Here is a 14,128-nt window from a genome sequence, read left to right as displayed (position 1 = left end):
CCCTACCGCGCCCATGCGACCGGTCACGCGGACGTTCCTCGCGGCCATCATCGTCGTACTCGTCGCCCTCCTCGCGCTCGGGGCGCTCCCCTCGTATCTCGGTTCGGGCGATTCGTACTACCTGGAGGCTGCCCCTGCGGCCGAGGCCGACGGCCCCGCCTACGAGCTGAACGCGACCGATGGCGGCGTCGACGAACAGCGGTTCCAGTACTTCTTCTCGGCGGTCGAGTCGAGCGACGGACGCTCCGAAGCGTATCAGCGGGGGGAATACGGCCTGAAAGAGCAGTTCACGCACTCGCCGTTCGACGAGCTGGCGACGTTCCGAGAGTTCGCGCCCCCGGACGCCGTCGACGGCGACGCCGTCTTCGTCCGGTACAACGATACCCGCTACCGCGTAACCGTCGTCCAACCGTGAGCGACGACACCCCTGTCGACGGGAACTGGACCTCCGACGAACCCGACTTCGGCGACGGCCGCCGCCACGACTGGCCGGGCGAGCCCGACTGGCCCGTGCTGGAGACGGTGGTTGAGTACGAGACCGGCTGGCAGACCGCCGGCTACGACCTAGTCGAGCACCCCGACGGCTCGACGAAGAAGTACTACTGGTCGGAGTTGGCGACGGCGGTGGTCGTCGTCGCCCGCGCCGGCGACGACCTCCTGCTGGTCGAACAGTACCGGCCGACCGTCCGCAACACGCAGCTGGAACTCCCCGCGGGCATCGTCGAGGCCGGGGAGTCGTACACCGCCGCGGGCCGTCGGGAGCTCCGCGAGGAGACCGGGTTCGAGGCGGGGTCCCTCTCGCTGCTCGGGGAGGTGCAGTGCACGACCGGGCTGCTCAGGCACACCCGCGGGTTCGTCTTCGCGGAAGGGCTGGAGCCGGTCGGGCAGGATCTGGACGACAACGAGTACCTCGTCCCGCGAACCGTCCCCGTCGACGAGGCGGTCGACGTGGTTCGCTCGCCGCCCACGAACGACGCGACGCTGGAGGGAATCCTGCTCGCTCGCGAGGAGGGACTACTGTAACGGAAGCGGTGGCGGGCCGGGAGCGGTTCGAATCGCCGCCGGCGGAGCGCTTTTCACCGGGCGACGGCACCCCACGGGCATGGACGGCGAGATCACGCCCGAGGAGGTCGAGCGACTCCTCGCCGAGGACGCGGACGTCCGCGTCGTCGACATTCGCTCGCCGGGGGCGTACACGCGCGGCCACATCCCCGGCTCCGAGAACATCCCGTTCAACCAACTCCCGACCCGAGTGGCGTCGCTTTCGGGGAGCGAGCGCATCGTAACGGTGTGCCCGCACGGGAAAGCGAGCGTGCAGGCGGCGAACCTCATCAAGTCGTTCGAGGGGACGACCGACGCGCGCGTCGAGAGCATGGCCGGCGGGCTGGAGGCGTGGGGTGGCGAACTGGAGGCCGGCGCGGCGGACGCCGGCGGCGACGCCGCCGCGGCCGACGACGGCCCGCAGTCACCCTTCTGATCGGCGCCCCCTCAGGAGCGCCAGCAAGAGCGCGACCGCCAGCGACGCCGCGGCCGCGCCGAATCCGAACCCTGGGACGGGGGCGGCGGTCCCGCCCGCTTGCCCGTCGCCGGCCCCACTGTCGGAACCGGTTTCATCCGTTCCGTCTCCCCCGTCCGCCGACTCGACGGCGAACGACGCGCTCGCGTCGCCGACGGACACGGTGTGAGCGCCCGGCTCGCCGACCCGGATCGTGACCCGGAGCGTCGCGGTGTCGTCGGGACCGACGCGGACGCGTTCGGTCGCGACCGTCTCGCCGTCAACGCGAACGGCGAGATCTCCCGCCGCGGGGACCGATCCCTCGGCGACGACCTCGGCGGTCACCAACACGGCATCCCCCGCCGGGACGCTCGTGCGGTTCAGCGACACCGAGGCGACCGAGGGCGTCGACGGCTCCTCGACGAACACCTCGTAGGTGCGCCCGCGCACCGTCAGCGCGTACGTTCCGGGCTCGGTCGGCGTCCACGACAGCGGCACGGTCGCGTTCCCCCCGGCCGCGAGGGTTCCGTTCGCGGCGTCGACCGTCCGGTCGTTCGCCGCGAGCGCGACGCGGTAGTCGCCGGCGGCGCCGCCGACGTTCGAGACGGCGACGGGGACGGTCAGCGTCTCGCCGACGGCGACCGTGACCGGCGGCGCGAGGCTCGCCTTCCGGAAGGGACCCGCAGCGAGGACCGCGGCCGGCGGGTCGACCGCGATGCGGGCCACAGGCGTCCCGAACGCCGCCTCGTGGGCCGACGCCGACCACATTCCGGGCGCGGCGTCCGTCCGGACGTATCGCCCGGTCTCGTCGGCGACCGACTCGTCGCCCGCGTCGGCGACGAGCGCGCGGAACCGGTCGCCGGAGATCGGCTCGGACTCGGCGTTCAGGCGCGCGAACACCGTCGCGAAGGTGGCGCCGCCGTCGCTGGCCAGTCGGATCCGGCGGTCGGTCTCGCCGGCGACGAGCGAGCCCTTCCGGTACGGCGTCCCCGTCGTCCACGTGCCCGGGTCGGCGAGCACGTCGTCCCCGTACGGCGCCTCGGCGCCGCGTTCGAGGTGGTCGGCGAACGCCGGGAAGTCAGTCAGTCCCTGCCGCAGCGCGAGCAGCCCGGCGTAGTAGTCGGCGGAACCCTCCGTCATCCACCGTGTCTCGGCGGTCGTCGCGAACGACTGGCGGGTGTGGACGTACTCGTGGAGCCACGCGCTTTGCGGGTCCTCGAGCGGTTCGTCGGCGCGCACCCACGCGTCCGCATCGCCCGTCTGGAGGCCGCGAACGGCCCAGTCGACACCCGTCGGCGCGGCGACGACGAACACCGACTCGTCGCGGTCGCCGACGCGGAGGTCGCCCGACGCCGCCGCAAACGAGTCGAGTACCCGATCGGGCCGAACCGTCATCGCGCCGTCCGACGCCGCCGGGACGACGAGCCGGAACGTCTGGCCGTTGGCAGTTCGCTCGCGGACGGTGTGCTCGCCGAGGAACGCGATGCGGTCGCCGACGGCGCCGGGGCCGGCGGTCGTCGCCTCCCGCGAGAGCCCCACCGCGTCCCCGCGATAGCGCCAGGAAAGACTCGTTCCCGGCAGCGACACGAGCGCCCAGGGGCCGGCGTCGACGAAGAGGTACCCTTCATCGCCGGCAGCCGTAGCCGAGACGCCGTCCGGACTCGATCCTGCGGATCGCGGTCCGAGTCGGTCGAGCCGTCCCGTTGCTGTGGTTCGGTTCGCCGGCAGCCGGTAGCGGATCGTCGGCGTCGCCGTGTCTCCGTCCCACTCGTAGGTGTCGCCCTCGGTCGCGGAGAAGCCGTCGGTCGTCACTGACTCGGCGTTGCTCACGATCGTCGCCTCGACCGCGGTGACGCGGTCGGGAACGTGGAACCGGAGCGTGACCGCGACCGATCCCGGCCTGTCCGGAGTGAGCGCGAGCGTCGTCGTGAGGCGGATGTCGTCGCCGTCGGCCAGCGAGGCGGCGGGTGTCGTCGCAGGCGCCGCGAGCGAGGCGTGCTCGGTGGGACCGCCGAATGCGGCCGACTGCTCGGTCATCGACGCCGGAGCGGCCGCGACCGCGGGTGCGACGAGCGACGAGATCAGCACGATGACGGCGACCACAGCGAGGCCTCGCTGTTGCATCTGCCGGCGGTAAGTCGACGCTACCTAAAGCCGTTGGCGTCACGTCCGGCGGAGTGACGGCGAATTGACGGCACAGCGGGAGGCAGCGACGATGTATCAGACGGTCGCATCGCTGGCGACGCGGAAAGACGGAAGAACGAAACGCGACTGCTCGAGTGCGGGTGTCAGGTCGGCCCGATGGTCACGCGACGTTGAACCCCTTGTCGCGGAGGAACCCCTCGACGCGGCCGCTGTGGTTCCCCTGCAGCTCGATGGCGCCGTCCTCGACGGTGCCGCCGCAGGCGAACTTGGACTTCAGATCGCTCGACAGCGAATCCATGTCCACGTCCTTGGGATCGAATCCTTCGATGACCGTTACCTCCTTGCCGTACCTGCGCTCGTCGATACGGATCGAGATCTCCTGGGACTCCTTGGCGACGTCCTCGCAGACGCAGAGTTCCTCAGGCAGTCCGCACGTCGAGCATACCTCGGACATTTCCGGTCGAACGTACAAGAGCGCCGTATTAAATCCTGTCGGGTGTTCGCATTCGGATCGGGACGCCACGGCCGCGCGGTCGAGGAGAACCGGATGAAGGTGACGGAGCCGGAACGGTCACGGCGGCGCGCCGGCGCCGCCCAGCCGCCGCAGGACGGGCGCGTGCTGGCGGATCAGGTCGTCGACCGTCTCGATAGCCCGTCGGGCCTCCGCCTCGTCGACGCCGCCGCCGTAGCGGGCGTGCTCGTACGCGTCGGCGACGGCGCGGGCGCGGTCGCCGAACCGCTCGCGGGAGAGCGCCTCGACGTACTGCCGGGGCGTCTCGCCGGGGCGGCGCGGCCGGTAGACGATCGACGCGAGATACTCCAGTCGTCGGAACGCCCGCTCGGCGTCCGTGTTCGGGTCCGCGCTCGACTGATGGAGCAGCCAGACCGTCCGCCGGACCCGACCCGTCAGTCCGAACCGGCGCGCGCCGGCGACGAGCCCGACCAGCGCGGCGGCCCCGACGGCGACGTCCTCCCCGGTGGGCGTCCAGCCCTCGTCGCCGTCGCCGGCGTCGTCGGACCCGCCGCCGCCGGCCGGCGTCGCGTTCGCGGTGAGCCCGCCGCCGGCGGTGGCGACCGTCGCGTTGCCGAACCCGTCGGCGCCGGGGTTGACCGCGCCGAGGTCCGGCGTCGGACCGGTCGAGGGCGTGGATCCGGAGTCGGGCGTCGCGGTCGGCGTCTCGTAGCTCCCGTTCTCGGAGCCCGCGGCGTCGACGTTCTCGTCGCCCCCCTCACGGGCGGCCTCGACGCTCGTCTGCTCGGCGCTCTCACGCGGTCCCGACGGGGTCGGGTCGAACTGGACCCAGCCGTGACCGGGGAAGTACACCTCGACCCACGCGTGTGAGTCGAGCCCGCGGACGACCCACTCGTCCTCGCTCACGCGCTGTCCGGGCGTGTAGCCGACGACGAACCGCGCGGGTACGCCCTGCGTGCGCAACATCGCGACCATCGTCGTCGCGTAGTAGACGCAGTAGCCCGCGTCCATCTCGAAGAGGAAGCTGTCGGCGGTGTTCCCCTGCGGGGCCGGCACGTCGAGCGAGTACTCCTTCGTCCGTTCGAGGTACCGCTCGACGGCGACCGCCGCCTCGTAGGGGTTCGACGCGTCGGCCTGATCGAGCACGTCGGCGGTGCGCTCGCCGACACGGTCGGGGGTGCTCTCGGGCAGTTGGGTGTAGCGCGAGGAGATCGCCGACGGGTAGTCAGTCCCCGCACGCCGGAGCTCCCCGGTCGTCGCGGTCGGTCGCTGGCTGACGACCGTGTAGGTGTCGTTCTCCAGCAGCGTCGTTCCCGGCTTGAGCCCGTCGTGGTCGGTCACCTGCGCGGTGTCGGCCGTGCGGCCGCGGAGCTCGACCGGTTTCCACGCCGCCGGCAGCGCATCGAGCTGTCCGCGAGCGGTCACCCGCTGGACCATCCGCTCGCTCTCGCCGGGCGGCTCGCCGAGCGATCCGGACGTGTATGGGCTGGTGTCGCCCGTCCTGACCCATCTACCGCCGGTGTATCGATCGTAGGAGCCGACGCGCCAGTACGCGGACTCCTCGGCCTGAACGGTGAATCGAACCTCGGGCGAGAGACGAATACTCCCGAGCACGCCGATGGAATCGGTGTTCGCGACCAGGCTCGACTCGACGGTCGGGGAGGAGCCGCCGGGGATCACGGGGTTCGACGCGCTCCCGGGGACGACGCTGACGACGGAGGTAACGACGACCATCGCGGCGACGACCACCGCGATCGTGTCCCACTGTGCGAGCACGCCCGTCCGTCCGGCGGCCGCCAGTTGCGAGAAGCCGACCGCGAGCGTGAGACCGACCGCGGCCGCGAGGCCGACGCCCGCGCCCGCGTCGCCGGTGAGGACGAAGAAGCCGGTCGTGGCCGCGGCGACCGTCGCCGCGGCGACGTGGCGACGGCGGACGAGGAGATACGTCGACAGGAACGTCGGCACCGGGACGAGGAACAGGGCCCACGCGCCGGCGTTGAGCAGCCGCAGTACCGACAGCCCCGTGAGCAGCGCGAGCACGTCGCCGGCGACGCGGCCGACGGTGAACAGCGCGCGCGCCGACGGCGGCACCGACAGGAAGTAGCCGATCAGCGCGAGCGCGAAGCCGGCGGCGGCGAGGCCGACGGCGGTTCGTTCGCGGAGGAAGCCCCCGAGCCACGCCGCCGCCGCCGCCACGAGCGCCACCTCCATGAGGAGGAACGTCGCGCCGCCGACCACGTCGACGACGTGGTAGAACACCGCGAGAAACGACGCGACGGCGAGGCCCACGCCCAGTGTAGCCGGGGAGCGAACCGCCGCGGCGACCGAGTACCGGCCGGGGTCGCCTCCGCCCTCGTTGCCGCCGCCGCCCCGGCGGTCGGCGGCCGCGGCGCCGTCGGCGTTCCCGGAGCCCCTCGAGCCCATGCCGCCGAACCGGTCGCCGACGGGAGTGCTCACGCGGTCACCTCCTCGTTGCGGGTGCGGTCACGGCGGTCGCCGACGCGACGGGCCCCTCCGTCGACGTCGGCGGCCGGTCGCGAGACGCCGTACGTCGCGGGCCGGTCCGAGCGGAAGTCGTCGAACTCGTGGTCCTCCCCGGCCACGGAGACGCGCACGCTGTCGGCCTCGCCGTACACCGTCACGTCGGCGTCCGCGTCGGCGACGCGGCCCGGGCCGATGACCGCGAGCCGTTCGAGCAGGCGGACCTGGCTGCCGCGCTCGCTGGTCACGGTGAGGGTTCCGTCGGGGAGCGACACGTCGACGGGAACGCCGTCCTCGACGAGCGCGAGCGTGAGACTCGCGGTCGCCTCGGCCATGGCGTCGGCGGCGCCGGGCGCCGCGGCGGCGCCGGCCGCGACCGAGACCGCCTCCGTCTCCGCCTCCGCGGAGAACTCCTTCACGATGAGGTCGTCCCGCTTGGCGGTCGATTTCCAGTGCACGTCGCGCAGCGAATCGCCGCTATCGTACTCCCGGAGGCGGTCGAACTCGCGGCGCTCCTCGTGGACGCCCGTCTCGTGGAGGGCGCGCAGATCGCGGCGCGCCCAGCCGGCGATGGCGTGGACGATGGGGTAGACGAGTACCTGGCTCGTCGCCGTCGTCGACAGGTCGGTCTCCGCGAGCCCGAGCACGTCGCGGGCGGTCACGTCCGCCGGGCCGAGGCGGTGGCGCCCGCGCGACTCGTAGGTCACCTCGTACTCGACCGGACCCGCGCCGACGACCGTCTCGAAGACGGCGAGGCCGCCGTCGGCGTCACCGTCGTCCGCGCCGGCGAGTCGGACCCCGTCGGCGACGCGCTCGCGGACGACGCCGGCGAACGGGCGGCCCATCCCGGCCTCGGCGCTCGGGCGGGGGCCGTCGCGGTCGCCGAAGAACAGCCGGACGGGGTACGTCCGGCCGGCGTGGTCGTCCGGCGGCACGTCGCGCGCGACCGCCGGCGGCTCGACCCAGCGCAGTTGGAGGTACGCGGCGCTCAACGCGACGATCGCGGGGACGACGACGGCGTTGAGCGAGCGCGGGCCGAACGCGAGCCCGGAGACGACGGCGACGACGGCGACTGCGACGACCACCTTCCCACGTCGGGTGAGCCGCATGATTACTCGACGGCCACCGACGAGAGGGCGTCCTCGACCACGTCGAGGCCGGACTCGCTGCCCGTTCGGGGGCGCACGCGGTGGGCGAACACCGACCGAGCCTCCGTCTGCACGTCGTCGGGAACGACGTAGTCGCGGCCGTCGATGACGGCGCGGGCCTGGGAGGCGCGCACGAGGGCGATGCTGCCGCGGGGGCTCACGCCGAGCTGGGCGTGCTCGCGGGTGTACGTCGCCAGGTCGGTGACGTACTCGCGTACCGGCTCGGAGACGCCGACCTCGCCGACGGTGGCGCGGGCGCGACGCAGCTCCTCGGTCGTCGCCACCGACTCCAGCGACTCGATCGGGTGCTCGCCGGCCGTGCGGCCCAGCATCTCCGTCTCGTCGGCCCGGTCCGGGTAGCCCAGCCGGAGCTTCTTCATGAAGCGGTCGATCTCCGCCAGCGGAAGCTCGTAGGTGCGTCCGGGCTCCACGTCGTTTTGCGTCGCGATGACCGTGAAGGGGTCGGGGAGCGTTCGGGTGACGCCGTCGACGGTGACCTGCCCCTCCTCCATCGCCTCCAGCAGCGCCGACTGCGTCTTCGGCGGCGCGCGGTTGATCTCGTCGCCGAGGACGATGTTGGCGAACACCGGCCCCGGACGGAACTCGAACTCGCCGCGCTTCTGGTTGTACACGTTGATCCCGGTCACGTCCGACGGGAGGAGGTCGGGCGTGAACTGGACGCGCTTGAACTCGCAGTCGACGGAGGTCGCCAGCGAGCGCGCGAGCATCGTCTTGCCGACGCCGGGCACGTCCTCCAACAGGAGGTGGCCCCGACCGAGCACGGTCACGAGAATGTGCTCGATGGCGGCGTCGTTGCCGACGATGACCTGAGAGACGTTGTCGGTGACGCGGTCGACGAGGTCGGCCGCCTCCGACACGGGAAGCGGGGTGGGTCTGGCCTCCCCGTCACGTTCCGCGGCGGCGGGGTCCGCGGCCGTCCCGGCGTCCGCTTCCTCGTCGACGTCCGGCTCGGTCTCGGGTTCCGCCTCTGCGTCGCTCACGCGGCGCACACCCCGGCGGAAGAATACACCCGGATGCGGGCTGTCTGGGTGCCGTTCACAGGCCACATCAAGGGCCGGACGGACCTAACTCTGCCGCATGTGGACGTGTATCATGCCGGACCGATACTGCGTGATCCCGAGCGCTCCGGACCCGAACGGAGAAGTGACAAGCGGATCTGACTGACCCCGATCGCTTCAGGTGGAGCGACCAAGACGCACACCGATGACGGCGAGGCGACCGGGCCGGTGCGAAACCCTTTCGCCGCTCGCCCGCCCCTCTCACAGGCAAGCACATGGTCACGGGAGCGCCGGCGACGATGCTCGACCGCCGGGATGAGCTGACGCCGATGCTCGCGCAGTACGTCGAGGTCGCCGAGCAGTACGACGACGCGATCGTGCTCTTTCGCGTCGGCGACTTCTACAAGGCGTTCTGCGAGGCCGCCGACGAGGTCGCCCGGATCTGCGAACTCACCCGGATCGAGCGGGAGGACTCCACCGGCACCTACACCGCCTGCGGCATCCCCGTCGACAACGCCCCGAAGTACCTGAAGCGCCTGCTCGACGCCGAGTACCGCGTCGCCGTCGCCGATCAGGTCGAAGAGCCCGAGGAGGCCTCCGGCCTCGTCGACCGCGCGGTCACGCAGGTGCTCACCCCCGGCACCGTCGTCGAGGAGGAGCTGCTCGCGGCGGGGTCGAACACCTACGTCGCCTGCGTGGCGACCGCGGAGGGGAGTTCCGGGACGGAACCGGAAGCAGAGATCGAGGGTCCCGCCTACGGCGTCGCCCACGTCGACGTGTCGACCGGCGAGTGCGCCGTCACCGGCGGCGACGCCGCCGCCGTCGACGAGGAACTCGCGCGGATCGGCCCCGCCGAACTGCTGTGCGGCCCCGGAGCCGACCCCGCCGTCGTCGACGGCGCCGACTGCATGCACACCGAGCGCGACCCGGAGACGTTCACGCCCGACGCCGCCCGTGCCGTGCTCGACCGCTACGCCGATCCGGAGCGCTTCGGCGCCGCCGAGCGCGTCGCCGCCGGCGCACTGTTGTCGTACGCCGAGTACACCCAGGGCGACGACGGCCCGCTGGAGTACGTCCGCCGCGTCCGGCGGTACGACCCGCGGCGCTCGCTGCGGCTGGACGCGACCGCGCTCAGGGGGTTGGAGCTGTTCGAGAACCACGTGGGGTCCGGCCGGACGCTGTTCGACACGCTCGACGAGACGCGCTCGGCGCTGGGGCGGCGCCGCCTGCGCGCGTGGCTGCGGCGGCCGCTCGTCGACCGCGAGGCCATCGAGGCGCGCCACGACGCGGTCGCGGCGTTCGCCGAGCGCACGCTCGTACGCGAGGAGGTTCGCGAGGCACTCTCGGCGGCGTACGACCTCGAACGGCTCGCCGGACGGATCTCCAGAGGCCGCGCGAACGCCCGCGACCTCCGCTCGCTCCACGACACGCTCGCGGCGGTGCCGGGGATCCGCGACGCGGTCGCGGACGTGGACGCGCTGGCCGGGGTCCGCGCCGACCTCGACCCGCTCGACGACCTCCGCGAGCTGATCGACGCGGCCGTCGTCGAGGAGCCGCCACAGGAGATCACCGAGGGCGGGGTGATCCGCGCGGGCCACGACGACGAGCTCGACGAGATCCGGACGACCGCCCGCGAGGGGCGCGAGTGGATCGCGAACCTGGAGCAGAGCGAGCGCGAGCGCACCGGCATCGACAACCTGGAGGTCGGCTACACACAGGTCCACGGCTACTACATCGAGGTGACGAACGGGCAGATCGACAAGGTTCCCGACGACTACACCCGTCGCCAGACGCTGAAGAACTCCGAGCGGTTCTACACGCCCGAGCTGAAGCGCCGCGAGGACGAGATCCTCGGCGCCGAGGAGCGCGCCGACGCCATGGAGTACGAGCTGTTCGCCGACCTCCGCGACCGGGTCGCCGAGGAGTCCGACCGGATCGGCGCGCTCGCGGACGCCGTCGCCCGCGTGGACGCGCTGGCGGCGCTCGCGACCGTCGCCGTCGAGCGCGACTACGTCCGCCCGGAGATGGGCGCCGACGGCGTGTATCTCGATCGCTCCCGCCACCCCGTCGTCGAGGAGACTGAGACGGAGTTCGTCCCGAACGACGCCGACCTCCCGCGGGGGACCGTCGCGCTGATCACCGGCCCGAACATGAGCGGGAAGTCGACGTACATGCGGCAGGTCGCGCTCGCGGTCGTGCTCGTGCAGGCGGGGTCGTTCGTCCCCGCCGACGAGGCCAGTCTCCCCGTGGTCGACCGGGTGTTCACCCGCGTCGGCGCCAGCGACGACATCGCCGGCGGCGAGTCCACGTTCATGCGCGAGATGCGCGAGCTGACCGACGTGCTCCACGACGCGACCGGCGACTCGCTGGTCCTGCTCGACGAGGTCGGCCGGGGCACGTCGACGACGGACGGGCAAGCGATCGCCCGCGCGGCCGTCGAGTTCCTCCACGACGAGACCGGCGCGACGACACTGTTCGCGACTCACTACCACGAACTCACGGATCTCGCCGACGAGTACGACCGGGTCGTGAACCGTCACTTCGCGGCGACCGAGCGCGACGGGGAGGTGACGTTTCTCCATCGGATCCGTGAGGGGGCCGCCTCCTCGTCGTACGGCGTCGAGGTCGCCGACCTCGCCGGCGTCCCCGAACAAGTCGTCGCCCGCGCGCATGATCTCGTCGCCGCCGAGCGCGACGAGGAAGGATCGACACCCGACGCCGATCCCGCCGACGCGACGCCCCAGCGAACGCTCGACGAGATCGCGACGAACGGGCACGATACGTCGTCCCCGTCGACCATCTCCGAACCGCCTCGCGACGACCCCGAGGTCGCCGACCTCCTCGCGGATCTCCGCGACCTCCCGCTCGCGGAGACGACGCCGCTGGAGGCGCTGAACCGACTCCACGAGCTCCAGCGTCGAGCCCAAGAGGCGGGCGATGGCGACGGCAACCGCACCGACCACGGCGACACCGGCGCCGGCGGTGAGCGATCGTGAGCCGCGACGCCGAGACCGACGCTCCCGCCGTCCGCGAGCTCTCCGAGGCGACCGTCGAGCGCATCGCCGCCGGCGAGGTGATCACCCGTCCCGCCCGCGTCGTCGCCGAACTCGTGGAGAACGCGCTCGACGCCGGCGCCGACCGGGTCGAAGTGGCGATCGACGGCGACGGCACCGGCCGGATCCGCGTCGCCGACGACGGGCGCGGCATGGGCCGCGCGGACGCCGTCCGCGCGGTCGAACCGCACACGACGAGCAAGATCCGGGCAGCCGACGACCTCGTCGAGGCGACGACGCTCGGCTTCCGCGGCGAGGCGCTGTCCGCCGTCGCGGACGCCGGCGCCCTCGAACTCGTGACCAACGACGGCTCCGCCGTCGGGACGCGAGTGGCCGTCACAGACGGCGAGAAGACGGTAGAGGACGCCGGGCGCGCCCGCGGCACCACGGTCGTCGTGACCGACCTGTTCGACGACCGGCCCGCACGTCGGGAGTCGCTGGCGTCGCCCGCGCGGGAGTTCGGCCGGATCTCCGAGCTGATCACCTCGTACGCGCTCGCCCGCCCCGACGTGGCGTTCTCGCTCGAACACGACGGGCGCGAGACGGCGTCGACGCCCGGTACCGGGCTCCGCGACGCGCTCGTCGCGCTGTACGGCCGAGAGACCGGCGGCGAGTCCACGGCGGTCACCCACCGTTCCGGGGTCGACCTCGCCGATCGCGCTGCTGACCTCGCGCTCGAAGGGCGCCTCTGTTACCCGTCGACGACGCGCTCGACGCGCGATCACGTCCACGTCGCCGTGAACGGACGGCCCGTCCGCGACGACGATATCCGCCGGGCCGTCGCCCGCGGGTACGGGAGCCTGCTTCCGGCCGGCCGAGAGCCCGTCGCCGTCGTCCACCTCGACCTCCCCGCGTGGGCTGTCGACCCGAACGTCCACCCCGCGAAGGAGCGCGTCGCGATCCGCGGCGGCGACGCCGTCGCAGACGCGGTCGAGGCGGGCGTTCGGGAGGCGCTGACGACCGCCGACCTCCGGAGATCGGGGGAGGTGGCGATGGACCTGGACTCCTCGCTGGCGCCCGTCGGGGCGGCCGAGTCGGACTTCGCCGACGCGACCGTGCTCGGCGTCTTCCGCGACCTGTACGTCGTCTGCGAGTCAGGCGACGACCTGCTGGTGGTCGACCAGCACGCGGCCCACGAGCGCGTCAACTTCGAGCGCCTCCGGGCGTCGCTCGCGGACGAGGCGGTTCCGTCGGCCGAGTTGGACCCGGCGGAGACGGTGACGCTCGACCCGCCGGCGGCCGCCGGCGTTGAAGAGTACCGCGATGAACTATCGACGCTCGGCTTCTCGGTCGACCCGTTCGGCGGGACGACCTACCGCGTGACAGCGGTGCCGGCGCCGCTGGGGCGCGTCGCCGACGCGGGGGCGTTGCGCGAGGTCGCCGCCGACCTGCGCGAGTCGGGCGGACGCGGCGGCACGGACGCCATCCGGGAAGGCCTGTTGGCGGATCTGGCCTGCCACCCGTCGCTGAAGGCCGGCGACGCGCTCGACCGTGAAACGGCGGCCCAGTTGGTCGAGCGGCTCGGCGAGTGCGAGCAGCCCTACGCGTGCCCACACGGCCGGCCGACGGTGCTGTCGGTGGCGGCGTCGACGCTGGCGGAGGGGTTCGAGCGCCACGGTTCCGGATGAGCCCGGCGCGCGTGGCGGGGGCGTCGCCGGCGGCGAAGGCCCGCGCGCCTCACCACTCCTTGCAGTCGGCACAGACGTAGTCGCCGGCGTCGCGCCAGCGGCGCGTCACCCGTTCGCCACAGACGGAACAGGGCGCGCCGTCGGGCGAGTAGTCGTACGTGGCGTTGACGGGCTCGACTGAGTCAGTCGAACTGTCCTCGCCGGCGGTGCCGTCGTCCGAAGCCGCTTCGTCCGCAGGCCCGTCCTCGGGCGCCGTCGCGGTCGAGTCGTCGCCCGCGGCGAACTCCTCCAGCGAGTGATCCTCCGACACGGTCGTTCGATCCGTCGGCGCGAAGTTAACTCCGGCGAGCGGCGCCGCAGCGGCGATCGGACACCGCCCGCAGTCGGCCCCGACACATCAACGCTCAAGTTCCCGCGGGACCGAGCGCCAGCATGGTAACCGTCATCGACTTCCTCACCCGGCTGGTCACCAGCGTCGTCGACCTGATCGTCATCTTCGTGACGGACGTGGCGCTTCGGGACCCGCTGTCGTTCGTCTCGTTCCTGTTCGGCGCCGCGTTCGTCGGCAGCGCGTCGCTGGTGCTGGGCTACCTCGCGCTCGGCGCGCTCGGCTACGAGGTCGGCATCGGCAACCTCCCGGCGAAGAGCCAGCGGGTCCGCGGCCAGCGCTGAACCGGCCGGCTCGAA

General features: G+C 72.6%; 12 protein-coding genes. 6 read left to right on the top strand and 6 right to left on the bottom strand.

Translation table 11 applies throughout. The features are described 5' to 3' along the window. Positions 1-13: 13 nt before the first annotated feature. The 3 genes from ABJD39_RS08810 (at position 14) to ABJD39_RS08800 (ending at position 1,477) form a co-directional block, all read left to right on the top strand. A complete protein-coding gene (locus ABJD39_RS08810; protein WP_348607238.1) occupies positions 14-415 on the top strand; it encodes a hypothetical protein in 402 nt (133 codons plus the stop codon). Then, positions 412-1,023 (top strand): NUDIX hydrolase, encoded by a 612-nt coding sequence (locus ABJD39_RS08805; protein ID WP_348607235.1) that lies wholly within the window; start codon positions 412-414, stop codon positions 1,021-1,023. Before ABJD39_RS08810 ends, ABJD39_RS08805 begins: the two co-directional genes overlap by 4 nt. Positions 1,024-1,102: 79 nt before the next feature. After that, positions 1,103-1,477, top strand: coding sequence for a rhodanese-like domain-containing protein (locus ABJD39_RS08800; RefSeq protein WP_348607233.1), 375 nt, complete (start codon positions 1,103-1,105; stop codon positions 1,475-1,477). On the opposite strand, the gene ABJD39_RS08795 is transcribed toward ABJD39_RS08800, so the two are convergent. The 5 genes from ABJD39_RS08795 to ABJD39_RS08775 all read right to left on the bottom strand — a co-directional run bounded on the left by ABJD39_RS08795 (position 1,466) and on the right by ABJD39_RS08775 (position 8,742). Continuing rightward, positions 1,466-3,619 (bottom strand): CARDB domain-containing protein, encoded by a 2,154-nt coding sequence (locus tag ABJD39_RS08795; protein ID WP_348607231.1) that lies wholly within the window; start codon positions 3,617-3,619, stop codon positions 1,466-1,468. The two genes, ABJD39_RS08800 and ABJD39_RS08795, sit on opposite strands and share 12 nt — an antisense overlap. Positions 3,620-3,800: 181 nt before the next feature. After that, entirely contained in the window at positions 3,801-4,094 is a 294-nt protein-coding gene (gene yciH / locus ABJD39_RS08790) for a stress response translation initiation inhibitor YciH (protein ID WP_073307091.1), read from the bottom strand. 117 nt (positions 4,095-4,211) lie between these two features. Continuing rightward, positions 4,212-6,569: a DUF3488 and transglutaminase-like domain-containing protein gene (locus ABJD39_RS08785; RefSeq protein WP_348607227.1), complete on the bottom strand. Its 2,358-nt coding sequence runs from the start codon at positions 6,567-6,569 to the stop codon at positions 4,212-4,214. After that, positions 6,566-7,702, bottom strand: a complete 1,137-nt coding sequence (locus ABJD39_RS08780) for a DUF58 domain-containing protein (protein WP_348607224.1) — start codon at positions 7,700-7,702, stop codon at positions 6,566-6,568. The genes ABJD39_RS08785 and ABJD39_RS08780 overlap by 4 nt, the downstream gene beginning before the upstream one ends. A 2-nt stretch (positions 7,703-7,704) precedes the next feature. Then, positions 7,705-8,742, bottom strand: coding sequence for an AAA family ATPase (locus ABJD39_RS08775; protein ID WP_431357842.1), 1,038 nt, complete (start codon positions 8,740-8,742; stop codon positions 7,705-7,707). A gap of 293 nt (positions 8,743-9,035) precedes the next feature. Between ABJD39_RS08775 and mutS the strand changes: the two genes are divergently transcribed. Together mutS and mutL are read left to right on the top strand one after the other, a co-directional pair. Beyond that, positions 9,036-11,756, top strand: coding sequence for a DNA mismatch repair protein MutS (gene mutS, locus ABJD39_RS08770; RefSeq protein ID WP_348607221.1), 2,721 nt, complete (start codon positions 9,036-9,038; stop codon positions 11,754-11,756). Further along, the gene (gene mutL / locus ABJD39_RS08765) at positions 11,753-13,441 is read left to right on the top strand and encodes a DNA mismatch repair endonuclease MutL (protein ID WP_348607218.1); all 1,689 of its coding nucleotides are present in this window, start codon (positions 11,753-11,755) and stop codon (positions 13,439-13,441) included. The genes mutS and mutL overlap by 4 nt, the downstream gene beginning before the upstream one ends. A gap of 49 nt (positions 13,442-13,490) precedes the next feature. Here the strand turns inward: mutL and ABJD39_RS08760 are convergent, their stop codons facing one another. After that, a complete protein-coding gene (locus ABJD39_RS08760; protein WP_348607216.1) occupies positions 13,491-13,751 on the bottom strand; it encodes a DUF7573 domain-containing protein in 261 nt (86 codons plus the stop codon). Positions 13,752-13,873: 122 nt separating this feature from the next. Here ABJD39_RS08760 and ABJD39_RS08755 point away from each other — a divergent pair, with 122 nt between their 5' ends. Then, on the top strand, positions 13,874-14,113 hold the full coding sequence (locus tag ABJD39_RS08755; RefSeq protein ID WP_348607214.1) for a hypothetical protein: 240 nt from the start codon (positions 13,874-13,876) through the stop codon (positions 14,111-14,113). Positions 14,114-14,128: the final 15 nt, after the last annotated feature.

This window comes from Halobaculum rarum, from assembly GCF_040025155.1.
GTDB lineage: Archaea > Halobacteriota > Halobacteria > Halobacteriales > Haloferacaceae > Halobaculum > Halobaculum rarum.
This window is presented reverse-complemented; position numbering and strand designations above follow the sequence as displayed.

Excerpts from the sequence above, each read along its gene's own strand:
- ABJD39_RS08800 (WP_348607233.1), top strand. The coding sequence starts at position 1,103 with ATGGACGGCGAGATCACGCCCGAGGAGGTCGAGCGACTCCTCGCCGAG.
- ABJD39_RS08810 (WP_348607238.1), top strand. The coding sequence starts at position 14 with ATGCGACCGGTCACGCGGACGTTCCTCGCGGCCATCATCGTCGTACTC.
- ABJD39_RS08755 (WP_348607214.1), top strand. The coding sequence starts at position 13,874 with ATGGTAACCGTCATCGACTTCCTCACCCGGCTGGTCACCAGCGTCGTC.
- ABJD39_RS08780 (WP_348607224.1), bottom strand. The coding sequence starts at position 7,702 with ATGCGGCTCACCCGACGTGGGAAGGTGGTCGTCGCAGTCGCCGTCGTC.
- mutS (WP_348607221.1), top strand. The coding sequence starts at position 9,036 with ATGGTCACGGGAGCGCCGGCGACGATGCTCGACCGCCGGGATGAGCTG.
- yciH (WP_073307091.1), bottom strand. The coding sequence starts at position 4,094 with ATGTCCGAGGTATGCTCGACGTGCGGACTGCCTGAGGAACTCTGCGTC.
- ABJD39_RS08795 (WP_348607231.1), bottom strand. The coding sequence starts at position 3,619 with ATGCAACAGCGAGGCCTCGCTGTGGTCGCCGTCATCGTGCTGATCTCG.